18 protein-coding genes are annotated in these 22,989 nt (G+C 72.0%); 8 read left to right on the top strand and 10 right to left on the bottom strand.

Features of this window, described 5'->3' with window-relative positions:
• Positions 1 to 5: 5 nt before the first annotated feature.
• Genes OG357_RS03025 through OG357_RS03015 form a run of 3 tightly spaced genes read right to left on the bottom strand, consistent with a single transcriptional unit; the run spans position 6 to position 3,138 of the window.
• Entirely contained in the window at positions 6 to 839 is an 834-nt protein-coding gene (locus tag OG357_RS03025; RefSeq protein ID WP_329619616.1) for a carbohydrate ABC transporter permease, read from the bottom strand.
• A complete protein-coding gene (locus tag OG357_RS03020; protein WP_329619615.1) occupies positions 836 to 1,747 on the bottom strand; it encodes a carbohydrate ABC transporter permease in 912 nt (303 codons plus the stop codon). Before OG357_RS03020 ends, OG357_RS03025 begins: the two co-directional genes overlap by 4 nt.
• Positions 1,744 to 3,138 (bottom strand): ABC transporter substrate-binding protein, encoded by a 1,395-nt coding sequence (locus OG357_RS03015; protein WP_329619614.1) that lies wholly within the window; start codon positions 3,136 to 3,138, stop codon positions 1,744 to 1,746. The genes OG357_RS03020 and OG357_RS03015 overlap by 4 nt, the downstream gene beginning before the upstream one ends.
• 203 nt (positions 3,139 to 3,341) lie before the next feature.
• Here OG357_RS03015 and OG357_RS03010 point away from each other — a divergent pair, with 203 nt between their 5' ends.
• Together OG357_RS03010 and OG357_RS03005 are read left to right on the top strand one after the other, a co-directional pair.
• Positions 3,342 to 5,306 carry a hypothetical protein gene (locus OG357_RS03010; RefSeq protein ID WP_329619613.1) on the top strand — a complete coding sequence of 655 codons (1,965 nt, stop codon included), beginning with the start codon at positions 3,342 to 3,344 and terminating at the stop codon, positions 5,304 to 5,306.
• Positions 5,303 to 6,535, top strand: a complete 1,233-nt coding sequence (locus OG357_RS03005; RefSeq protein WP_329619612.1) for an aminotransferase class V-fold PLP-dependent enzyme — start codon at positions 5,303 to 5,305, stop codon at positions 6,533 to 6,535. Before OG357_RS03010 ends, OG357_RS03005 begins: the two co-directional genes overlap by 4 nt.
• Before the next feature lie 49 nt (positions 6,536 to 6,584).
• Here OG357_RS03005 and OG357_RS03000 read toward each other — a convergent pair whose 3' ends face one another.
• Together OG357_RS03000 and OG357_RS02995 are read right to left on the bottom strand one after the other, a co-directional pair.
• On the bottom strand, positions 6,585 to 6,854 hold the full coding sequence (locus OG357_RS03000; RefSeq protein ID WP_329619611.1) for a LapA family protein: 270 nt from the start codon (positions 6,852 to 6,854) through the stop codon (positions 6,585 to 6,587).
• Positions 6,855 to 6,901: 47 nt separating this feature from the next.
• Complete coding sequence (locus OG357_RS02995) at positions 6,902 to 7,540, bottom strand: beta-glucanase (RefSeq protein ID WP_329625471.1); 639 nt, start codon at positions 7,538 to 7,540, stop codon at positions 6,902 to 6,904.
• 281 nt (positions 7,541 to 7,821) lie between these two features.
• On the opposite strand from OG357_RS02995, the gene OG357_RS02990 reads away from it, so the two are divergent.
• From OG357_RS02990 to OG357_RS02980, 3 genes are all read left to right on the top strand, one after another.
• Entirely contained in the window at positions 7,822 to 9,357 is a 1,536-nt protein-coding gene (locus OG357_RS02990) for an FAD-dependent monooxygenase (protein WP_329619610.1), read from the top strand.
• 103 nt (positions 9,358 to 9,460) lie between these two features.
• The gene (locus OG357_RS02985) at positions 9,461 to 10,180 is read left to right on the top strand and encodes a TetR/AcrR family transcriptional regulator (protein WP_329619609.1); all 720 of its coding nucleotides are present in this window, start codon (positions 9,461 to 9,463) and stop codon (positions 10,178 to 10,180) included.
• A gap of 66 nt (positions 10,181 to 10,246) precedes the next feature.
• Positions 10,247 to 10,927 carry a hypothetical protein gene (locus tag OG357_RS02980; protein ID WP_329619608.1) on the top strand — a complete coding sequence of 227 codons (681 nt, stop codon included), beginning with the start codon at positions 10,247 to 10,249 and terminating at the stop codon, positions 10,925 to 10,927.
• 95 nt (positions 10,928 to 11,022) lie between these two features.
• Here OG357_RS02980 and OG357_RS02975 read toward each other — a convergent pair whose 3' ends face one another.
• Positions 11,023 to 12,600, bottom strand: coding sequence for a pectate lyase family protein (locus OG357_RS02975; RefSeq protein ID WP_329619607.1), 1,578 nt, complete (start codon positions 12,598 to 12,600; stop codon positions 11,023 to 11,025).
• 170 nt (positions 12,601 to 12,770) lie between these two features.
• Here OG357_RS02975 and OG357_RS02970 point away from each other — a divergent pair, with 170 nt between their 5' ends.
• Complete coding sequence (locus OG357_RS02970; RefSeq protein WP_329619606.1) at positions 12,771 to 13,544, top strand: ankyrin repeat domain-containing protein; 774 nt, start codon at positions 12,771 to 12,773, stop codon at positions 13,542 to 13,544.
• A gap of 75 nt (positions 13,545 to 13,619) precedes the next feature.
• Here the strand turns inward: OG357_RS02970 and OG357_RS02965 are convergent, their stop codons facing one another.
• Complete coding sequence (locus OG357_RS02965) at positions 13,620 to 17,669, bottom strand: molybdopterin-dependent oxidoreductase (RefSeq protein ID WP_443066790.1); 4,050 nt, start codon at positions 17,667 to 17,669, stop codon at positions 13,620 to 13,622.
• Positions 17,670 to 18,038: 369 nt separating this feature from the next.
• On the opposite strand from OG357_RS02965, the gene OG357_RS02960 reads away from it, so the two are divergent.
• A complete protein-coding gene (locus OG357_RS02960; RefSeq protein ID WP_329619605.1) occupies positions 18,039 to 18,491 on the top strand; it encodes an SRPBCC family protein in 453 nt (150 codons plus the stop codon).
• 212 nt (positions 18,492 to 18,703) lie between these two features.
• Entirely contained in the window at positions 18,704 to 20,365 is a 1,662-nt protein-coding gene (locus OG357_RS02955; RefSeq protein WP_329619604.1) for a BCCT family transporter, read from the top strand.
• A gap of 10 nt (positions 20,366 to 20,375) precedes the next feature.
• Here OG357_RS02955 and OG357_RS02950 read toward each other — a convergent pair whose 3' ends face one another.
• Genes OG357_RS02950 through OG357_RS02940 form a run of 3 tightly spaced genes read right to left on the bottom strand, consistent with a single transcriptional unit; the run spans position 20,376 to position 22,967 of the window.
• Positions 20,376 to 20,888: a DUF6328 family protein gene (locus OG357_RS02950; RefSeq protein ID WP_329619603.1), complete on the bottom strand. Its 513-nt coding sequence runs from the start codon at positions 20,886 to 20,888 to the stop codon at positions 20,376 to 20,378.
• A 19-nt stretch (positions 20,889 to 20,907) separates the two neighbouring features.
• On the bottom strand, positions 20,908 to 22,206 hold the full coding sequence (locus OG357_RS02945) for a sugar ABC transporter permease (protein ID WP_329619602.1): 1,299 nt from the start codon (positions 22,204 to 22,206) through the stop codon (positions 20,908 to 20,910).
• Positions 22,203 to 22,967: an ATP-binding cassette domain-containing protein gene (locus OG357_RS02940; protein ID WP_443066616.1), complete on the bottom strand. Its 765-nt coding sequence runs from the start codon at positions 22,965 to 22,967 to the stop codon at positions 22,203 to 22,205. Before OG357_RS02940 ends, OG357_RS02945 begins: the two co-directional genes overlap by 4 nt.
• Positions 22,968 to 22,989 lie beyond the last annotated feature (22 nt).

The raw sequence follows: 22,989 nt of genomic DNA, 5'->3' as shown, positions 1-22,989 counted from the left end.
GGTGCTCATTCCTTCACCGCGCCCGCGAGGAGCCCGGACACGAAGTGGCGCTGGAGGGCGAGGAAGACGATGGCCATCGGTACGGCGGCGATGGCGGTGCCGGCGAGGATGGCGCCGTAGTCGGTCTCGTCCAGTCCCTGGAGGGAGGCGAGCGCCACCGGGATGGTGAACGTGCTGTCGTCGCGCAGCACGATCAGCGGCCAGATGAAGTCGTTCCACTGGTACAGGAAGAGGAACAGGGCGAGGGCGGCGAGGGCCGGGCGCATCGGGGGCAGGGCGACCCGCCAGAACAGCCGGAACTCCCCGCAGCCGTCCATCCGGCCCGAGTCGAGCAGCTCCTTCGGCAGCGCGGCCATCGACTGGCGCATCAGGAAGATGCCGAAGGGCAGGGCCAGGTTGGGGGCGATGACGGCCTGGTAGGTGTTGAGCCAGTGCAGCTCGGCCATCATCTTGAACAGCGGGACGAGCGTGATCTGCGCGGGCACGACGAGACCGAGCATGAGAAGACCGAACAGCGCCTCGCGGCCGCGGAACCGGTAGGTCGCGAAGCCGTATCCGGCGAACGTGCACACCACCCCCGCGAGGAGCGTGTAGACGACCGATATGCCCAGGGAGTTGAGCACGACCCGGCCGAAGTCCGCGGTCTCCTGGAGGGTGGCGAGGTTCTCCCCGAGGTGCCCACCGGGCAGCAGGGGCGGCGGACTGTCGAAGATCTCCTGCGAGCTGTGGGTGGCGCCGACGGCCAGCCAGTAGAAGGGGACCGCGACGGCGGCCAGGGCGATGGCGAGCCCGGAGGTGAGCAGGATGCTCCGGCCGGGATGGCGGCTGCGGGCGGTCACGACTTCTCCCCGAGGAGGCGGAACTGGATCAGGCCGAGGACTCCGACGAGGACGGTGAGGGCGTACGCGACGGCGGAGGCGTAGCCGAAGTCGAAGTACTTGAAGGCGTTCTGGTAGAGGTACACGCCGATCGTCAGGGTCGCGTTGTCGGGCCCGCCGCCGGTGAGGACGTACGGCTCGTCGAAGAGCTGGAGCGTGCCGATCGTGGACAGGACCGTCGTGAGGAGCAGCGCGGGCCGCAGCCCGGGCAGCGTGACGTGGCGGAAGGCGTTCAGCGCGCCGGCGCCGTCGACGGCGGCCGCGTCGTAGAGCTCGGCCGGGATCGTCTGGAGCCTGGCGAGCAGGATCACGGCGTTGTAGCCGGTGTAGTGCCAGGTCAGCGCGAGGCCCAGGGAGATGCGGGCCCACAGCCCCTCGGTCAGCCAGGGGACCGGGTCGATGCCGACGAGGCCGAACAGCCAGTTGACGAGCCCGTACTCCTCGTTGAGGAGGACGGAGAAGACGATGCCGTACGCGACGAGCCCCGTGACCATCGGCAGGAAGAAGCCGAGCCGGAAGACGGGCCGGCCGCGCAGCAGGGTGGAGTCGAGGGCGACCGCGAGCCCGGTGGCGAGCGCCAGCATCAGCGGCACCTGGACGACGAGGATCACCCCGGTGTTGCGCAGCGCGGTCCAGAACAGCGGGTCGTCGGCGAGACGTGCGTAGTTGTCGGCACCCACGAACGTCTCGGTGCCGCCCACTGTGCGGTGCAGGCTGAGGAGGAACGACCAGCCGATGGGGTAGAGCTTGAACGCGGCGAAGAGCAGCACCGCGGGCAGGACGAAGAGGTACGGGGCGGCCGTGCCCCACCGCCCGCGCCGGCGCGCGGCGGGGCGGGGCGCGGCGGCGGCGGGCGCGCTCGGTGTCATCGCACGTTCTTCCTGCCGGTCTGGCGGGCCAGCTCGCTCGCCGCCTCGCCGAGGACCTTCGCCGGGTCGGCGCCCTTGAGCAGCACCTTCGACTGGGCGTCGGTGACGAGCTTCAGGGCGCGGGCGTAGTCGGCCGTGTAGTTCACGGCGGAGCCGGGCGCCTTGAGGGCGTCGAGGAAGATCTCGCCCTTGCGCTGCCCGCTGAAGAAGGCGGAAGGCTCGTGGAAGACGGAGTCGTCGTACGCCTTGAGGAGCGCGGGCGCGATGCCCTTGCCCCGGTAGATCCGCACCTGGGAGGCGGGGCGGGTCAGCGCGAACTCGACGAAGGACCAGGCCGCCGCCTGCTGCTTGCTGCTGCCGGCGATCGCGAGGTGGGTGGAGTTCACGGTGGCCGCGGTGGGGCCGCCGCGGCGGACGGCCGGGGGCAGCCGGACCTTCCACTTGCCCGCCTCGCCGGGCACCTGCTCCTCGATGATCCCGCCGAACCAGGTGGGCCAGGGAAGTACGGCGGCGGTGCCCCGCTTGAGGGAGCTCATCAGGGCGTTCCAGCCGCCGGCCAGATTGCTCACGAGCCCGGCGTCGTTCATGGTCTTGATGAGCGTCATCGCCCGGACGGCCTCCGGGGAGTCCAGGGTGATGCGGCCTTCCAGGTCGAAGTAGAAGGCGCCCTGGAGCTGGAGCAGCATCTGGAAGAAGTTGGCGGCGTCGGGCTGCGAGGCCGGCTTGTCGATGCCGAGGAGATGGACGCCCGTACGCGCCTTGAGCCGCTTGCCGGCCTCGATCGTCTCGTCCCAGGTCTGGAGCGCGCCGACGTCGACCCCGGCCTTCTCGAAGAGGTCGGCCCGGTAGTAGAACCCCGCCGAATTAGCCTCCCAGGGAAGGGCGTTGACGCGCTTGCCGTCGGGGGAGACGGTCTGCCAGAGACCGGAGGCGAAGGCGTCCTTGTGGGCGGGTGCGCCCAGCGGGGCGAGGTCGGCGAGGCCGCCGGGAAAGCGCTCGACGTACCCCGGCAGGTAGTCGACGCCGATGTGCAGGACGTCGGCGAGGCCCTGGCCGCCGGCGGCGAGGCCGGCCGTGATCTTGTCCCAGATGGCGGGGTTGCCGATGTCCTCGACGGTCACCTGGATGTCCGGGTATGTCTTGTTGAACTCCGGTATCAGCGCCTTGAGTTGTTCAGCCGGGCCCTGCCAGGACCAGACCGTGATCTTTCCCTTGCGCGGATCCCCGGCGGCGCCCGAACCGCCCGCGCCGGTGTCGCCGCTGCCCGAGCAGCCGGTGAGCGTCGTCAGGCCGGTGAGGCCGAGTCCGCCGAGTCCGGCCGCCGCCAGGGCGCTGCCGCCGCGCAGTACCTGCCGGCGCCCCGGCTGTCTTCCACTCTGCTGGTCCGTCATGCCGGATCCCCTCGCTCGCACCGTTGCGGAACTTGACGGGGCCGGACATTACAAGGGGGATCACTCGACTTGCAATGCTTCAGTGAAAACTTTCAGTTTGACTGACGTCTGATCTTTGGCAGGACCATTGCAATCCGTCAGTGGCTGTTGCTAGCGTGCCGCGCGCCCCGACCTGACCCGCTCCGCTCCGGGAGAGAACCCTCATGACGCGTTCCCGCTTGTCGCTGCTGTCCGCCGTCGCCCTGCTCGCCTCACTGTCCGCCGGTGGAACCCCGGCGACGGCCTCCCCGTCCGCCCCCGCCCCCGCCGTGCTGACCGTGGTCGATCCCGGCTTCGAACAGGGTGGTGGGGGCTGGGAGTTCACCTCCGGGACCGGCGTCGCGAGCAACAACCCGCACGCCGGGAGCCGGCTGGCCTACCTCGACGCCGGCAGCGGCATGAAGGTCTCCCAGACCGTCACGGCCACCGGCCACGGCGGCTACCTCGTCTCCGCGTGGATCGCCACCGGCGGCCCCGGCGGCCGGTACGTCCTGCGGGTCAACGGCGCCGCCGTCGCCGAGCGGACCCTGCCCGCCGCCGCCAACTACCGCCGCCACACCCTCGGCAGGATCGTCCTCGCCCCCGGGGACCGGCTGGAGATCGCCTTCGAGTCGGGGAACGGCTGGGTCAACGTCGACGACGTGATGGTCTCCCCGGCCGCCCCCGCCGACCCCCGCGTCTCCTCCAGCGACCCCGAGATCGTCGAGATGTTCGACTGGGCCAAGGGCAAGGCCAACAGCTGGGTGCACCTGCCCGGCACCCAGGGCCCGCTCGACGCGGACGAGCGCCAGACCGGCGGTACCGGCACCGGCGTCTACGCACCCTCCTACTGGGCGGGATACGCCAACCGCAGCGGCTACTACTCCCGCGACATGGCCCACCAGCTCTCCGGCGCCGGAGTGCTCGGCCTGCACACCGAGAACAAGGAGATGCTGCGCTCCTTCGCCGCCTCCGCGACCGCCGAGCACGCCTACTACCCGGTGTGGGCCCTCAACTTCGACAACCGCTCCTACCTCTCCATCGACTACCGCGGCCCGAGCCTCTTCGTCCGGGAGGTGCCCGCCCCCTTCGAACTGGTCCAGAAGGCCGAGGAGGCGTACCGCTGGAGCGGCGACCCCGCCTACCTCGACGACCCCGCCCTGTGGGAGTTCTACCGCCACGCCACCGAGGAGTTCGTCTCCCTTCACGACGGGAAGAAGGACAACGGCCGGGTGAGCGTGGCCGAGGGCACCGGCAAGGGCATCTTCCAAGGCGTCGCGAGCTACAACGAGCAGAGCGACGAACCGCTCGCCGAGGCCGGCGACGCCATCGGCTCGCAGTACCAGGCCTACCGCGCGATGGCCTCCCTCGCCCGCGCCAAGGGCGAGCACCAGCTCGCGGCCCGCTTCGAGCGCCGGGCCCGCGAACTCAAGACGTACTTCAACACCACCTGGAGCGGCACCGGTTCGGGCGCCGACATGGTGCGCGGCTACACCACCGACGGGCGCGCCCTGACCGGCTGGGGCAAGGAGAACAGCTGGTTCATGCCCATGAAGCAGATCGTCGCCCCCGGGGACCGGCGCGAGGCGTACCTCGACTACATCGACGAGCAGGCCGAAGGCGACGGACGCCCCGACAACATCGAGGCCCTGACCTACCTCCCCGACACCTTCCTCACCAACAACCGTGCCGACACCGCCTGGAAGTGGATGCGCCACATCTACGCCCAGAAGGACGTCCAGCACGTCAACTCCCGCCAGGGCACCAACGGCGACTACCCCGAGGTCTCCTTCACCCTCGTCGGCCAGACCGTCCAGGGACTGATGGGCGTCACCCCGGACGCCCCCGCCCGCACCCTCGCCACCCAGTCGCGGCTGCCCTCCGGCATGGAGTGGCTGAGCATCGAGGACCTGCGCGTCGGCGACTCCGCCTTCACCCTGCGCCACGAAACGGACCGCCGCTCGACCCTCACCCACACCTCGGGCAGTGCCCCGTACACCTGGGTGGCCCGCTTCCCGGGCGCCCACGCTGCCGTCGCCGTCGACGGGGTGGTCAGGGAGGCCCGTACCGAGGTCGTCGACGGGGCGACCTACACCGTCGTCCGTACGCGCGTGGCCCCCGGCCGGACCGTCACCGTCGAGGTCCGATGACCGCGCCCGCCGTGCCGCCGGGCGGGGAGGGACAAAGCGTCAGGGGCGTCAGGGGCGTCAGAGGTGTCAGGGGTCGGAGGGGCATCCGGGGCGTCCCCGGCGGGGAATTCCCGGGCGGGGCACGGCTGTTCCGGCTCGACCCGGCGGTCGCCCACCTCAACCACGGCTCCTTCGGCGCCGTGCCCGTCCCGGTCGCCGAGGCCCAACGGCGCCTGGCCGAGGAGGCCATGGCCGACCCCGACGCCTTCTTCCTCGGCGTCCCCGACCGCCTGGCCGCTGCCCGGGGGCGCGTCGCGGCCCATCTGGGCGCCGATCCCGAGGGGATCGCCTTCGTCACCAACGCCACCGAGGCCGCCAACCTCGCGCTCGACGCCCTGCGCCTGGACGCCGATGGCGAGGTCCTGGTCACGGACCACGGCTACGGCACGGTCGTCGCGGCGGCCGCCCGCCGCGCCCGGACGGTCACCGTCGCCCTCGACCCCGGCCTGCCGGACGAGGACGCGGTGTGCGAGGCGGTGCTCGCCGCGCTCACTCCTCGTACGCGGGTGGTCCTGATCGACCAGATCAGCTCGCCCACCGCCCGGCCGCTCGCCACCCCGCGGCTGCTCGCCGCGCTCCGCGAGCGCGGGATCACCACCGTGGTCGACGGCGCCCACGCCCCGGGCATGCTCGCCGAACCGCTCGCGGGCGCACCCGACTTCTGGTTCGGGAACCTGCACAAGTGGGCGTACGCGCCGGCGGGCAGTGCCGTCCTCGCGGTGGCCCCCGCCCACCGGGACCGGGTCGCCGCGCCCGTCCCGTCGTGGGAGGACGACCGCGGCTTCCCGCGCGCGGTGGAGTTCCGCGCCACCGTCGACTACACCGGCTGGCTCGCCGCACCCGAGGGTCTCGACCTCGTCGCCGGGCTCGGCGCTGACCGGGTGCGCGCCCACAACGCGGAACTGGTGCGCTACGGAGCGGAGTTGCTCGACGAGATCCCGGGCGTGACACCGCTTCCGTACGGCGAAGGCCTGGCGATGCGGTCCCTGCGCCTGCCCTCCGGCCTGGCCCGCACGCAGCCGGAGGCGGTCGCTCTGCGCGAGGAGATCGCCGCCCGGCTCGGCTGCCGCGTACTCGTCTGGAACTGGCCCGGCGGCGGCGGAATCCGTATCTCGGGGCAGATCTACAACCGGCCCGAGGAGTACGAACGCCTCACCGCAGGCCTCCGCGACCTGCTGGCCCGCGGCTGAGGGGAGCCGCTCAAGGAACGGGGGCGGTACGGCGAGCCGGGCGGGGCGGTCAGCGCCTGGCTCGCCGTCGGACGGCTCGTCGTCGGGAGATGTACATACCGAGGACGATGCCCACGAGCAGGGTGACCGTGAGTACGACCCAGAGGGGCAGGGTGACGGTGGGGATCCACAGCCGGATGCTGACCGACCCGGTGTTGGCCGCGATGAACCAGATCGCGAGACCCGCGAGCGCGATGATTCCGATGGTGCGGAGCCGCATGTCCCGGCCCTTGACGGTCAGCGTCGAGGGACCGCGCTGCGGAGGTGCATTCTGTGCCATGCATCCCATTGTCTGTCGATATGATCCGATGCTCGACCGGAGGCCCGTCACTCGCGGTACACGCGCAACTCCGCCACCTCGTACGACATCTCCGATGCCCCGGCGTCCGGCGCCGGGTGGTACCGCCCGGCGCAGACGGAGAGGTTCACGATGAGGTGGGCCCGCCAGGAGGGTCCCACCCCGCGCCCGTCGTCGAAGACCCGCGTGCCGTTGACCCACCACACCACGGAACGGGAGCCGAACTCGACCCTGAGGTCGACCCACGCCCCCGGCCGGACGGCGGGGTCCCGGAAGTAGTGGTGCCGCCCCCGGACGCGGTTCGAAAGCTCCAGCAGGTCCGGGTTGTCGGGGTGGTACTCGAAGACGTCGATCTCCTGCCCGCCGTCGAGCCAGGTCCAGATCGCCGGCCAGGCGCCCGTCTCCTCGGGCAGCCGCACCCGGGCCTCCAGGACGTCCCCCGCCCGCACCAGGAAGCCCTCCGGGCTGCCCTCGGTCGTGAGCAGTCCGGCGTCCCAGTAGCCGTCCGCGCGGCGGGTCGCCCGGAACACCCCGGTACGGCTGTAGTCGGGGTCCTCCGTCAGGTGGTCGAGCTTGTTGTCCCCCGGATTGGTCGGACCCCCGTCGGGATAGGCCCAGGAACGGCCCGCCGTCCACTGCTCGGCGGAGGAGAAGTCCGCGTCGAGCACGAGGGTCCCGAGGTCGCGCGGCGGCGCGTGCGTACCCCCTCCGGAGCCGGAACGGTTTCCCCGGCGCAGCAGGCGGTCGAAGAAGTCGGACAGCACGGCACGCTCCTTTCGTACGGGCATCCACGCGGCCCTCGGGCGATCCGTCCACCATGCACCGCCACGCATCGGAACGTGTCCGTTTGGCGACAATGCGTCACGACCCGACTCCCGCCGACCCCGCCCCATCTTTTCGGATACGCTGTATCCGTTAAATGGGTCGACGTGGACGAAAGGCAGTGGCAATGAACGAAACGGGAAGCGGAGCGGTCCGGACGGACGCCTCGGTCATCGTCGTCGGCGCGGGGCCCGTAGGGCTCGCCCTCACCCTCGATCTGGCCCGCCGCGGACTCCCGGTCCGGCTCCTCGAACGCGCGGGGAAGGGCTTCGCGGGCTCGCGGGCCAAGGGCATCCAGCCGCGCACACTCGAAGTCCTCGACGACTTCGGCCTCGCCGGGGCCGCGCTCGCGGCGGGCGGCGCCTACCCGCCGATGGGCCTGCACGTGGGCCCGTTCACGAAGAGCTGGCGGATGCACGCCACCGCCCCGGACAGCGCGGGCACCCCGTACCCCGACGTGCTCCTGCTCCCGCAGTACGCCACCACCGACCTCCTCCGCGACGCCGTCGAACGCCTCGGCGTACGCGTCGACTTCGGCGCCCGGGCCGTGGAGATCACCCAGGACGCCACGTCCTGCGCGGTACGCCTCGACGACGGCCGCCTCCTCACCGCCCGGTACGTCGTCGGCGCGGACGGCGGCTCCAGCACCGTGCGGAAGGCCGCGGGCATCGCCTTCGAGGGCACCACCGACGAGGCCGACCGGATGCTCCTCGTCGACGGCACGGTCGACGGCCTCTCCCGTGACCACTGGCACATCTGGCCCAGCGTCCGGGGCCGCAGCGTCGCGGCGTGCCCGCTGCCCGGCGACGGGAACCGCTTCCAGATCATGTTCAGGACGCGCCCCGGCGACACCGTCGACGGACTCGACGGACTCGACGGGCCCACCGGTCCCGAGTTCCTCGCCGACCTCCTGCGCCGCCGCGCAGACCGCTCCCTCACCCTGCGGGACATCACCTGGACCTCGGTCTTCCGCCCCAACGTCCGCCTCGCCGAGCGCTACCGGAACGGCCGGCTTCTGCTGTGCGGCGACGCCGCCCACGTCCACACACCGGCCGGCGCGCAAGGCCTGAACACCGGCGTCCAGGACGCCCACAACCTCGGCTGGAAACTCCATCAGGTCCTCACCGGCGCCGACGACTCCCTCCTCGACAGCTACGAGGCCGAGCGGCGCCCCGTCGCCGCACAGGTCCTGGGCCGCTCCACCGAGCTGTACGAAGGACTGCGCGGCACGCGCCCCGGCAAGCTCACCCGCGGCCAGGACGAACACCAGCTGGGCATCTCCTACTTCGGCGGCCCGCTCGCCCCCGCCGACGCGTCCCGCACCGCGACCCTGCGCCCCGGCGACCGCGCCCCCGACGCGCTCCTGCCCCGCCCCACCGGAGAGGCGACGAGGCTCTTCGACCTCTACCGGGGCCCGCACTTCACCGCCCTCGCGTTCGGCGCCCGCGCCGCGGCGGCCCTGGAGAGCCACACCCCACGGGCCGGCGTAATCCCCGTACACCGCCACGTCGTGCTGCCGCACACCGCGCCACGCACGCCACGAGAGGCGGCCCTGCTCACCGCGTACGGCATCACCGAGGACACCGTCGTGCTCGTCCGCCCCGACGGATACGTCGGCGACATCGACCACGTGACGGACACCGCCCGCGTCCCGGCCGCCTGACGCCACCGGGGCCCGGGGAGCGTGCGAGGCCGCCGGGTACGGTGGCCACCGCGCCACCCGGAACCGCCGGGTGACCCCCGCGCAGCGAGAGAGGCCCCGGACCATGGCCGCCACCCCGCCACTCCCCGGCAGCCCCGCCTGGTGGGCGGCGCGTCCCGCCCCCGCCCCCGCGGCGGAGCCCCGGCGCGGCCGCCCCTCCCTCGACACCGCGCGCATCGTCGACACAGCCCTGCGCCTCGTCGACGAACACGGCACCCAGGCCTTCTCCCTGCGCATGCTCGCCGACGCCCTGAACTCCGGCACGGCCACGCTCTACCGCCACTTCGACGGCAAGGACGAGATCCTGGCGTACGTCGTCGACCGCGTCCTGGGCGAGGCCGTCCTCGACGATCTCGCCGGCCGCGTCGACTGGCGGGACGCCGTCACGGTCACCGCCCACCGGCTCCACGACACCCTGCGCGGTCACCCCCACACCCTGCCGCTGCTCACGGCCCAGGTCCCCGTCGGCCCCCACGGACTCGCCCAGCGCGAACGCGTCCTGAGCGCCCTCCTCGCACACGGACTGCCGGCGGACCTCGCCGCCCGCGCCTTCATCGCCGTCACGCACTACGTCATCGGCTTCGCGGCCCAGCAGTACGGCCCCGCCTCCGCGCCCGACGACGGCCCCCGGCTCGCCGCCTTCTACCGTGGGCTCGACCCGGCCGCGTACCCCGCGATCCTCCAGGCCGCCGAGACCCTCACCTCCGTCTCCCTCGACGAGGAGTTCGACTTCGGCCTCGGACTCCTCGTCCACGGCCTCGCGCACCTCCACCCCGCCCCCTGAGGCGCGGACGGGACCAATGAGGCGAAGGCGACGCAACGCCCGCCTCCCCGCCTCGTTGATCACGCCATGAACCACACCACCGCCCAGCGGACGTCCCGCGTCCTGACCACCGCCGTCGCCGCCCTCATGCTGGGGATCGCGGGCACGCAGAGCACGTACGCGAGCCCCGGCGAGCACGACTGCCGCACCACCGCGGAGCTCTTCGCCACCGACAACACCGCGATCATCACGGATCCCGAGGACCCCCGCCTCGACACCCGGCTGACGCGGTTCGCCCACGAGGTACGCGCCGTCATCCGAGCCCACGGCGCCCGGCCCGGCGCCTCGGAGCTCCTGGACGGCGTCTTCTGGTCCACCGACCTGAAGCAGGCCACGTACGAGCGGTCGCGCGAGTTCGACGTGAACAGGGTCGGCCGCGACGGGCTCCACCACATCGCGGGCGTCATCGCCAAGGAGTACGACCAGGAGTCCGTGCTCACCTTCCGCTGCCTGCCGCGGACGTCGCCGGAGACCGACGCCGTCGAGATCGACGTCCCCGGAGTCACCCCGGGCGATCTGCGCGCGGCGCTGCTCGCGGACGCCGAGGCCCGCGAGAAGCTCGGGGGCGGCTCGGTCACCCTCGACGGCCGGCTGATCCTCATCGCCCCGGTCGCCGACCTGCCGCTGGCCCGGAAGTTCACCGCCGCGCTCGGCGCCGACTGGAACGAGGCCCAGGTGCGCTACGGCGACCGGGAGTTCGTGAGCTGAGCCGGGACGACGCGCGCGACCCGCCGGGCCCGAGGAATCCGGGCCCGGCGGGCGGTGAAGCGGTGAAGCGGTGAAGCAGCGGTGAGGCGGCGCCGCTATCCGGCGTACGTCTCGAACTCGGCGACCTGCGGTGCCGCCGACGAGCCGGTGATCTCGAAGGTCACCTTGCTCAGGGTGGTCCGGGCGAAGGTGATGACCCCCGCGCCGCTGCCGGAGCTCAGGACGGCCCCGGTGTCGGCGTTGAGGACCCGCCAGGATCCGATCCGGCCCGTGGCGCCGGCCGCCTCCTTGACGACGACCTTGGACACGGCGGTGGGGGAGCCCCACTTGATCGACACGGAACCGGTCGCACCGGCCGGCGACCAGTAGGTGCCCAGGTCACCGTCCCGCACGCTTCCGTAGCTCGTCCCGTCGGCCTTGCTCGAACCGTCGGAACCGGCCCCGATGCTGAGGTTCGTCCCGCTCGGCTGGGACGACGTCGGAGTCGGCGTCGGAGCCGGGGTGGTGGGGGCGGGAGTCGTCGGCGCCGGGGTGGTGGGCGCCGGGGTGGTCGGCGTCGGTGTCTGGGGCGAGCAGGCGCCGTCCGACACCTGGAGGCCCTTGCCGGCACCCGCCGTCCGGCTCACGACGCTCGGTACGCAGCTCGCCGCGTCGAGGGTGTAGGCGTACGGGATGGCCACCGTGGTGTTGGACTGCGGGTTCGGACCCGCCGGGTTGTTGTCGGTGCCGGGGCTCGACCAGGTCACGTTGTCGAAGATGTTTCCGCTGACCTGCCAGTACCCGGCCGCGTCGGTGTAGAAGGTGCCGAGGACGTCCTTCGAGTCCTCGAAGTAGTTGTTGTCGACCTTGGCGCGGGCCCCGGCCCGGGAGTTGATGCCGGACTCGTTGAGGCTCACGTAGTGGTTGTTGTAGATGTGGGCCGTACCGCCGCGCAGGAGGGGCGCACGGGAGTCGATGTTCTCGTACAGGTTGTGGTGGTAGGTGATGAAGCTGTTCGAGAGGTCGCTCTCGCTGGATCCGACGAGGCCGCCCCGGCCGGAGTTGCGCAGGGTGCTGTAGGACAGCGTCACGTACTGGGTGTTGTCCTTCATGTCGAAGAGGCCGTCGAAGCCCTCCGACTCGCCGCCCGAGGCCTCCAGGGTGACGTGGTCCACCCAGACGTTGCGGACGTCGCTCTCCATGCCGATGGCGTCACCGCCGTTGGACGTGGGTGAGCCGGACTTCTTGACGTTCCGCACGGTCACGTTCTGGATGACGATGTTGCTCGCCTGGCGGATGTGGATGCCCAGCTGGTCGAAGACGGCACCGGAGCCGACGCCGACGAGGGTGACATTGCTGATCTGCTTGAGCTCGATCACCCCGGCGGCGGTGCTGCAACTGCCGCCCGACACCTGGCTGGTGTTGGCGTGGTTGATGGTCCCCTCGACCTCGATGATGATCGGGGTGCTGCTGGAGGCCCGGCCGCACAGGGCCGCGTGGATCGCGGTCCCCGTGGTGGCCCGCACGGTCTGCCCGCCGGCGCCGCCGGTGGTCCCGCCGTTCTGCGTCGCGTACCCGGTGGTGCCACCGGTCGCCGCCGATGCCGCGGGTGCCGAGAGGACGGCCCCTGTCACGGCCGCGAGGGCCACCGCGGCCAGCGCCGCCTGGAGTCGTCGTGCGACTGGTCGTCTCATGTTCGTCGCCTTCCTGGTTCGTCGTCGGGGTACGGGAGCCGGCCCCGCATGCCGGGCTCCCGCAGAAACGTGGAAAGCGCTTTCTGTCGGCGAGGATAGGGTCGGGCCACAGGGCTGACAAGGCTCCGCGCACGGCGGAAATCGCGGGGCCCGTGCGGCACCCTGTCCCTATGCCGACTCCGCGCTCGCTGCGCTCCCAGGACCCCGTGGCCGTCGCCGTCACCGAGGCGATCCGCTCAGGCGACCTCGACGCGCTGCGCCGCCTGCTGGCCGGAGACCCCGGCCTCGCCGTCGCCCGGGTCGTCGAGGACCGGGAAGGATGCGGCCCCGGCGGGCGGAGCCCGCTGCATCTGGCCACCGACTGGCCCGGTCACGTGCCGCGCGGACCCGAGACCGTCGCCGTCCTGGTCGCGGCGGGCGCCGACCCGGACGCCCGCTTCACCGGGGTGCACCGCGAGACGCCCCTCCACTGGGCGGCGAGCAACGACGACGTCCCGATGATCGACGCCCTCGTCGCCGCGGGCGCCGACATCGAGGCCGACGGAGCCGTCATCGCGGGCGGGACGCCACTGGCCGACGCCCGCGCCTTCGGGCAGTGGCGCGCGGCCCGCCGCCTGCTCGAACTGGGCGCCCGGCCCACGTTCCAGGACGCCGCGACACTCGGGCTCGACGAGGTGGTCGAGGCCCGGCTCCGCGCCGCGCCGCCGCCCTCCCCGGAAGAGATCACCGAGGCGTTCTGGGGCGCCTGCCAGGGCGGACGGCTCTCCACCGCCGTCCGGCTCCGCGCCGCCGGAGCGGACCCCGACCGGATCGGCTGGGGCGGCCTCACCCCGCTGGACGTCGCCCGCGCCGGAGAGACCGAGCAGGCCGCGGAGGTCGTCGCCTGGCTCACGGCCAACGGGGCACGCACCCGCGCGGAGGTGGAGGAGGCCGATCGGCCCTGACGGCCCTCCGCCGCCAGCACCCGTCCCCGGACGCGGCGCTCGGTACAAGCAGCCACCCGTCCCCGGACGCAGCGCTCAGTACACGTCCCGGACGTAGCGCTTGTCGGCGGCGAGCTGCTTCACGTACACGGCCGCCGACTCCGCGTCGTGGCCGCCGTGCGTGACGGCGATGTCCCGCAGGGCCCGGTCGACGTCCTTCGCCATCCTGGCGGCGTCGCCGCAGACGTAGAAGTGCGCGCCGGACTGGAGCCAGGACCACAGCTGCGGACCATGCTCCCGCATCCGGTCCTGGACGTAGACCTTGGCGCGCTGGTCGCGGGAGAAGGCGGTGTCGAGCCGGTCCAGGGTGCCGTCGGAGAGGAGGGCGGTGAGCTCGTCCTCGTAATAGAAGTCGGTGGCGCGGTGCTGCTCGCCGAAGAAGAGCCAGTTCGGCGCGCGGTGCCCGAGCGCGCGGCGCTCGTCGAGGAAGCCGACGAAAGGGGCCACGCCCGTGCCGGGGCCGACCATCACCATCGGGATCGTGGGGTCGGCGGGGGGCCGGAAGTGCGGCGCGCGCTGGACGAAGACCGGGACGGGGGCGCCGGGTTCGGCGTCGGCGAGGAACGGCGAGCAGACGCCCTTGCGGGGGCGGCCGCGCAGGCTCTCGTAGCGGACGACGGAGACCGTCAGGGAGACCTGGTGGGGGTCGGTGAGTGGGCTGGAGGAGATCGAGTACAGCCGGGGCCTGAGGCGGCCCAGGACGTCGGTCCACTCCTGCGCCGTGGCGCGGACGGGGTGCTCGGCGATGACGTCGACGGCCTGACGGCCCCAGGACCACCGGGCGAGCCCGTCCTTGTTGTCGGGGCGGAGGAGCCTCTTCAGCTCCCGGTCGCCGGTCCGCTCCGTGACGAAGCCGAGGAACGCGGACGGGGTACGGGTGATGTCGAGGTGGCGGTGCAGGGCCTCGCCGAAGGGGACGTGACCGGACCCGGGGAGTTCCACGGGGGCGTCCCCGTCGAGTCCGGTGGCGGCCAGCCATTCGGCCACGAGGCCGGGGCAGTTGACGGGCTGGACGCCGAGTGCGTCGCCGGTCTCGTAGCCGAGCGGAGCCCCGCCGTCGCGCGTGTCGAAGGTGAACCGCCGCACCTCCTTCCCCGCCCCGGGCAGGGAGAGGAGCCGGTTGCCGACGAGCCGCGCGGGAGTGGTGGCGGGCCCGGGCCGGCGCGCGGGCGCCGAAGCCGGTGCGGTCGGTGCGGTCGGGGCGGCAGGTGCGGCCGAGGCCGCCGGTGGTGCCTGCCCGCCGTCGGACAGGCCGGCGAGGACCTGGTCGAGCCAGGCGTGGGCGGAGGTCTCGAAGTCGGGCTCGCAGTCGGTACGGGGCGCCAGGCGTACGGCCCCGAGCTCGTCCAGCCGGTGGTCCAGGCGCCGACCGTGCCCGCAGAAGTCGCCGTACGAGGAGTCCCCGAGCGCCAGGACGGCGTACCGCCGCCCGTCGAGCCGCGGGGTGTCGGGCGCGGTGAGGTCGTCCCAGAAGCCGGAGCCGTTGTCGGGCGCGTCCCCGTCCCCGAAGGTGCTGGTGATCAGCAGCAGATCGGCGGCGGGCGGGAGCGCCTTGAGGTCGGTCGTGTCCATGCCGGTGAGGGCGGGCCGGTGCCCCGCCGCGAGGAGCCGTTCGGCGGTGGCCGCCGCGAACTCCTCGGCGTTGCCGGTCTGCGAGGCCCACAGCACGACGACCTCGCGGCCCGCCGCACCCTCGTCCGCCCGGGAGTCCCGCGGCGGCCCCGAGCCCTCCGGCGTACGGGAGTACAGCCCGGCGAGCACGCCGTTCACCCAGCGGGCGTGCTCGTCGCGGAAGGGGGCCCCGGGCGGCAGCACGGGCACGCCGGGTGCGCCCGATTCCAGGCCCGCGAGGAAGCCGACGAGATACTGGCGCTCCTCGGCGCTGAGGACGGGCGGCGGGGCCGGCGCGAGGCCGAGGGCGGCGGCCGGTCCGGACGGCACGACCCCGCTCGGGATCACCACACGCGGGGCCACGGCGGCCGGGGACCGGGCCGGCATCGTGGCCGGGGCGGGGGCCTTCGTCAGCGCCACCGCGCACACCTTCAGCTCGGGCTGGAAGGAGAGCGGATCGACGGCGTCGCTGGTGACGGCGTTGACGCACAGCCCCTCACCGAACAGGTCGTTCCAGTGGAACGGCGCGAAGCAGCAGCCCGGCCTGACGCGGTCGGTGACCACCGCGGGGAGCACGACCTCCCCGCGCCGTGACGCGATGCGCATCGCTTCGCCCTCCGCGATGCCGAGCCGCTCGGCGTCCTCGGGGTGCACCTCGACGAAGGGCGCCGGGTTGAGCTTGTTGAGCTTGGCGACCTTCCCGGTCTTGGTGAGGGTGTGCCACTGGTGCTGGAGACGCCCGGTGTTGAGGACGAACGGATGCTCGTCGTCGGGCATCTCGGCGGCGTCGATGTGCGGGCGGGCGTGGAAGACCGCCCGGCCGCTCGTCGTCGGGAAGACGGGACCCGCGCCGTCGCCGTCCACGTAGCGGATCGGGTTGCGGTCCGGACCTCCCGGCGAGGCCGGCCACTGGACGGGGGTCGCGCGCAGCCGCTCGTACGTCACCCCGCTCACGTCGTAGCCGGTCTTCGGGTTCGCGGCGCGCCTGATCTCCTCGAAGACCTCCTCGGCGCTCTCGTACGCGAAGGCCTTCTCGTACCCCATGGCCTGGGCGACGCGGGCGATGATCCGCCAGTCGGGGAGGGCCTCGCCGGGCGGGTCGGCGGCCGGCCGGGCGAGGGTGAGCGTCCGCTCGCTGTTGATCAGTACGCCCTCGGACTCGGTCCACAGCGCGGCGGGCAGGACCACGTCGGCGTAGGCGTTGGTCTCGGTCTCGGCGAACGCGTCCTGGGTGACGACCAGTTCGGCGGCCCGCAGCCCCGCGACGACGGTGGCCCGGTTCGCGACGGAGGCGACCGGGTTGGTGCAGATGATCCAGCACGCCTTGATCTCGCCCTCCGCCATGCGCCGGAAGAGATCGATCGTGCCGGTGCCGGAGCCGTCCTCGCGGAGTGTGCCCGGCGGGAGCTCCCAGAGCTCCTCGGTGAAGGCCCGGTCCTCGGCGACGAGCACCGAGCGCTGCCCGGGGAGGCCGGGGCCCATGTAGCCCATCTCGCGGCCGCCCATGGCGTTGGGCTGGCCGGTGAGGGAGAAGGGGCCGGAGCCGGGGCGGCAGATCGCGCCGGTGGCCAGGTGGAGGTTGATCAGGGCGTTGGTGTTCCAGGTGCCGTGGGTGGACTGGTTGAGGCCCATGGTCCAGCAGCTGGTCCACTCCCGCGCCAGGCCGATCCACTCGGCGGCGGTGCGGATGTCCTGCTCGGGTATGCCGGTGAGGGCGGCGACGGTCGCGGGCGGGTAGTCGGCGAGGAACGGCGGCATCGCCTCCCAGCCCTCGGTGTGCGCGGCGATGAAGTCGGGGTCGGTGTGGCCCTGCTCGTGCACCAGGTGCAGCAGGCCGTTGAGGAGCGCGAGGTCCGTGCCCGGCTTGATCTGGAGGAAGAGGTCGGCCTTGTCGGCGGTGGCCGTCCGCCGGGGGTCGACGACGATCAGCCTCGCACCGGCCTTGACCCGGTCCATCATGCGGAGGAAGAGGATGGGGTGGCAGTCGGCCATGTTGGAGCCGATGACGAGGAAGACGTCGGCCCTCTCGAAGTCGTCGTAGGAGCCGGGCGGGCCGTCGGCGCCGAGGGAGAGCTTGTAGCCGGTGCCGGCGCTCGCCATGCAGAGCCGGGAGTTCGACTCGATCCGGTTCGTGCCGATGAAGCCCTTGGCGAGCTTGTTGGCGAGGTACTGCGCCTCCAGGCTCAGCTGGCCCGAGACGTAGAGCGCGAAGGCGTCGGGGCCGTGCTCGTCGACGACGGCCCGCAGCCGGCGGGCGGTCTCGGCGATGGCCCGGCCGGTGTCCGTGGGGACGGGCGCGGCGGCACGGTCGTCCCGGACGAGGGCGGTGGTCAGGCGTCCCGGCGCGGCGAGCATGTCCGCGGTGGTGGCGCCCTTGGTGCAGAGGCGCCCGCGGTTGGCGGGGTGGTCCTTGTCGCCCGTCGCCTTGAGGACCGTACGGCGGCCGTCGGGCCCCGGGCCGATGTCGAGGAGCATGCCGCAGCCCACACCGCAGTACGAGCAGACGGTCCGCACCTGAGCGGCGGTGGCGTCGTCCCGTGGGTCCTGCGTGTCGTGTGGGGTCACCGGGGGCCTCTCTGTGGAACCGTTCGAGCCCCGACCGTACGGAATGCCCGTTACGCCTGTGTCAACCGCGCCGATCATGGTCCGTAACGCCGGTCACACAACGGCGCGGGGCACGCTGTGAGGAGGCCCCCGGCTCGCCTCCCCGAGCTCGCCCCGGCTCGCCCCGTCCGTCACTGGCGGGGCGCCACCGCCCGTGGGACCATTTTCGTAGGAAGCGACAACGAGCCCGCGCCGGGGCTCGGGTCCCGGCGCGGTCTCCCGCCGGACGAAGAGGGCACCATGTCTGCCATCACGGAAACCATCGACATATCCCGCAGTCCCGCGGACGTCTTCTCCTACGTGACCGACCCGACCCATCTGCCCGAATGGCAGGAGAGCGCGGTCTCGGTCCGGAGGCTGGGCGACGCCCCGCTCGCGGTCGGCTCGAAGGTCGCCGTCACGCGGCGGCTCGGGCGTCGGGAGTTCACTTCGACCATGCAGGTCATCGAGCTGGAACCGCCGAGGCACTGGCACGTGCACGGCATCGACGGCCCCGTGCGCGGTGACGTCCAGGGCACCATCGAGCCGCTGGACGGCGGCGAGCGGTCGCGCCTGACGCTCTCCCTCGACTTCGAGGGCCACGGCATCGGTAAGGCGATCGTCCCGCTCGTCGTCCGCCCGCACGTGCGGAAGGAGATGCCGAGGGACGAACTCACCCTCAAGGGCATCCTGGAGAGCGGCGCCGCCACCTGACCCCGCGAGCCCGCCACCCGGTCACCGGCCATCGAGTGTGCCGTGAAGGCCTGTTGGTCCGCCGAGTCCGGCCTCGCCTGTGGTACTGCCTTACGGATACATCGTCACGTTTTTCCGTAATGCAGTGAAAGGTGACCTCTGTGCCGCAGGAAGACGAGAGGCCGGACGGCCGCCGGTCAGGCGCTGAACGGGGAGGCCGGGAAGGGCTGCCGGTGACGGCGGACCTCCCCGGCCGTCCCGACCATCACCACAAGGCCCGTACCGACCGGATCGTTTTCGGTGTCACCGCCGTGCTCACCCTGGCGTTCGTCGTCTGGGGCGCGACAGCCACGGAGAGTCTGGAGAGCGTCTCCAGCAAACTCCTCGACGGACTGATCCGCGACGGCGGCTGGGCGTTCATGCTGGCCGCGTCGGGCTTCGTCATCTTCGCGCTGTGGCTCGCCATCAGCCGCTACGGCAGAATCACCCTGGGCCAGGAGAGCGAGGGACCCGAGTTCCGGACCGTGTCGTGGATCGCCATGATGTTCAGCGCGGGCATGGGCATCGGCCTGATGTTCTACGGCGTGAGCGAACCCCTGGCCCACTACGGCACCCCGCCGCCCGGCACCCACCCCGTCGACTCGGCCGAGCGGATGCAGACGGCCATGGCCACCACGCTCTTCCACTGGACGCTCCACCCGTGGGCGATCTACGCCGTCGTCGGACTCGCCATCGCCTACTCCACCTTCCGCCGCAGGCGCCGCCAGACCATCAGCGCCGTCTTCGTCCCGCTCATCGGCGAACGGCGGGCGAACGGCGGTCCCGGCCGCGTCATCGACATTCTGGCCATCTTCGCCACCCTCTTCGGCTCCGCCGCCTCGCTCGGCCTCGGCGCGCTCCAGATCGGCAGCGGCATCGAGGAACTGGGCTGGATGGAGAAGACCGGCACCGGGCTGCTCGTCGGCATCATCGCCGTCCTCACCGTGGCCTTCGTCTTCTCCGCCGTCTCCGGTGTGGAGAAGGGCATCCAGTGGCTGTCCAACACCAACATGGTGCTCGCGGTGGTGCTCGCCGTCTTCGTCTTCGTGGCGGGCCCCACCATCATCGTGCTCGACCTGCTGCCCACCTCCCTCGCCGCGTACATCGACCAGCTGCCGCAGCTCGCCGGCCGCACCGAGGCGACCAGCGGCGAGAACATCCACGACTGGCTCGGCAGCTGGACCGTCTTCTACTGGGCCTGGTGGATCTCCTGGACGCCCTTCGTCGGCATGTTCATCGCCCGCATCAGCCGGGGTCGGACCATCCGCCAGTTCGTCGGCGGCGTCATCCTGGTGCCCAGCACCGTCAGCCTCGTCTGGTTCGCCATCTTCGGCGGTACGGCGATGAAGCTCAGCGAACAGGGCGACCTGGCGGGGGAGTCCACCCCCGAGGGGCAACTCTTCGGCGTGCTCCAGGAGTTCCCCCTCACCGGCGTCATGAGCCTGCTCGTGATGGTCCTGGTCGGCATCTTCTTCGTGTCGGGCGCGGACGCCGCCTCCCTCGTCATGGGCACGCTCTCCCAGCGCGGAACCTTCGAACCCACCCGCCCTGTGGTGGTCTTCTGGGGCGTGCTGACCGGAGCGGTCGCGGCCATCATGCTCCTCATCGGCGACGGCCAGGGCGACGCGCTCGCGGGGCTCCAGAACCTCACCATCCTGGTGGCGGCGCCGTTCGTGCTCGTCATGATCGGCATGTGCGTGGCGCTCATGCGCGACCTGCGCAAGGACCCGCTCATCGTCCGCGGCGAGGCGGGGGTCGAGGCCGTCGAACTCGCCGTGATCGCGGGCCACGAGCAGTACGACGGCGATTTCGAACTGAGGATCGGCCCCGGCCCGTCGGACCCGGACGGGCCCTGACGGCGACGGGCTACCTCCCGCTGGTGTAGCGGAAGCGCACCCACAGGGGCAGGACGAACCAGCAGAGCAGGTACCAGGCGAGGACACCGGCGACGATCCACGGCACGTACGGGTCGTCCCCGGTGGCCACGCGCAGGACCAGGAGGAGGGCCGACGTCAGGGTCGCGAGCAGGAGCACGATGCCCGTGAGGGTGAGACGGGCGGCCCAGATGACGGCCCGGGGTTTGATCTGCCTCCCGGCCACGATCCGGTGCAGGGCCACGGGCCCGATGAGCGCGCCGGTCGCCAGGGACCCGAGGACGACCGTGACGATGTAGATCGTCTTGTCGGTCTGTTCGAGACCCTGGAAGTGCGAGGTGAAGACCACGGTGAGGAGGAAGCCGAGGAGGATCTGCACACCGGTCTGGACGACACGGATCTCCTGGATGACCTCCTGCCAGCGCCGGTCGGCGCGCTCCATCTCGGTCTCGCTCCGGCCGTCGTCCCGGCTGTCGTCGCGGTCCTTGCCCGTATCGGTGCCCATGGGGTGGTCCTCCGGCGGATCAGGCCCGGCCCGCGGCCTTCTGGCTCCTGCGGGACAGGGAGTCGACGACCACGGCGGCCAGCAGCACCGAACCCGTGATCATGAACTGGACCGCGTTGCTGACACCCATGATGTTCATCCCCGACTGGATGGACCCGATCACCAGCGCGCCGAGCAGCGCGGACCAGACCGTGCCGCGCCCGCCGAACAGGCTCGTGCCGCCGATGACCGCGGCGGCGATGACGTTCATCAGCAGGTTGCCGCCTCCGGAGGTCTGGCTCGCGGACTGGATCTGCCCCGCGAGGAAGATGCCGCCGACCGCCGCCATGGTCCCGGCGATCGAGAAGACGCTCATCCGGACGAACGGCACGCTGATGCCCGCCCGGCGCGCGCCCTCGATGTTGCCGCCCACCGCGAAGATCCGCCGGCCGTACGTGGTGCGCCGCAGCACGAAGTCCAGGACCACGAGCAGGATCAGGAAGATCAGGAGCGCCAGCGGGAGCCCCTGGTACTGGTTGAGGATGTACGCGGTGACGAAGGCGATCGCGGCGAGCACCACCGTACGCAGGACGATCTCGGCGATCGGCCGGGACGGCACCCGCGCCGTCCGCCGGCGCCGCGCGTCCAGGAGCTGGGCCGCCAGGAACAACCCGACGCCCACCGCCGCGGCCACGTAGGCGGCCGCCGGGCTGTGGTAGATCGTCGAGTAGAGCTTGGAGACGATGCTCTCGCTGGGGATGTTGACCGTGCCGCTGGTGCCGAGCACCTGGAGCATCAGTCCGTTCCAGGCGAGGTTGCCGGCCAGCGTGACGACGAAGGCCGGGACGCCGACCTCGGCGAAGAAGAACCCCTGGATGAGCCCGACGGCCGCGCCGCCCACGATGGCGATCAGCAGCGCGAGCCACTCGTTCATCCCGTTCAGGACGTTGAGCACGGCGAAGATCGCGGCGCACAGGCCGCTGACCGAGCCGACGGAGAGGTCGATCTCGCCGAGCAGCAGCACGAAGACGATGCCGACGGCGATCATGCCCGTGCCGACGATCTGCTGGCTGAGGTCGGAGAGGTTCTGGGCCGAGAGGAACGTGCTGTCGAGGCTGCCGAAGACCGTCCAGATGATGATCACGGCCAGAATGACGGGCAGGGACCCCAGCTCACCGGTGCGGAGCTTGCGGCGGAACTCCCCGAGGTACCCCTTGATGCCCTCCTCACGGACCAGGAGACGCGTGTCCACGGCCGGTACGGCGCCCTTCGCCGGTTCCTGGGTGGCGCCGTCGTCGGATCCTCCGGATCCGGCGGCGCGGTCTCGGTCGCGGCTCATCCCTCCTCCTCCCGCTTGCGCGCCTGGCGGCGGGTGACGGCGCTGTCGCTGGCCCCCGTGATCGCGGAGATGATTTCCTCGGTGGTCGTGGAGCGCTTGTCGAAGAAGCCGTTGTTCCGGCCGAGCCGCATCACGGCGATCCGGTCGGCGACCGCCATCACGTCGACCATGTTGTGGCTGATCAGGATGGTCCCGAGGCCGCGCTCGCGGAGCCGCTCGACCAGGTCGAGCACCTCGGCGGTCTGCTCCACGCCCAGGGCGGCCGTGGGTTCGTCCAGGATGACGACCTTCGGTTCGCCGATCAGGGAGCGGGCGATCGCCACCGTCTGGCGCTGACCGCCGGAGAGGGAGGCCACGGGGATCCGGACGCTCGGGATGCGGATCGACAGGGTGTCGAGCAGCTCCCGTGCGCGCTGGTCCATGCGGACCTCGTCGAGCACGCCGAAGTGGCGCAGCTCGCGGCCGAGGAAGAGGTTGGCGACCACGTCGAGGTTGTCGCACAGGGCCAGGTCCTGGTAGACGGTGGCGATGCCGAGGTTCTGGGCGTCATGGGGCCGGCTGATGGAGACCGGGCGGCCCTCCCACTCGATGACGCCCTCGTCGGGCGGGTTCACCCCGGCGATCGCCTTGACGGCGGTGGACTTGCCGGCGCCGTTGTCGCCGACCAGGGCGACGACCTCGCCGGGGTGGACCTCCAGATCGAACCCCTTCAGGGCCTGGACCGCGCCGAACCGTTTGGAGATGCCCCGCAGTGTGAGCACGGCTGACTCCGGCAATGGAACC

The sequence above is a fragment of the Streptomyces sp. NBC_01255 genome (assembly GCF_036226445.1).
GTDB lineage: Bacteria > Actinomycetota > Actinomycetes > Streptomycetales > Streptomycetaceae > Streptomyces.
This window is presented reverse-complemented; position numbering and strand designations above follow the sequence as displayed.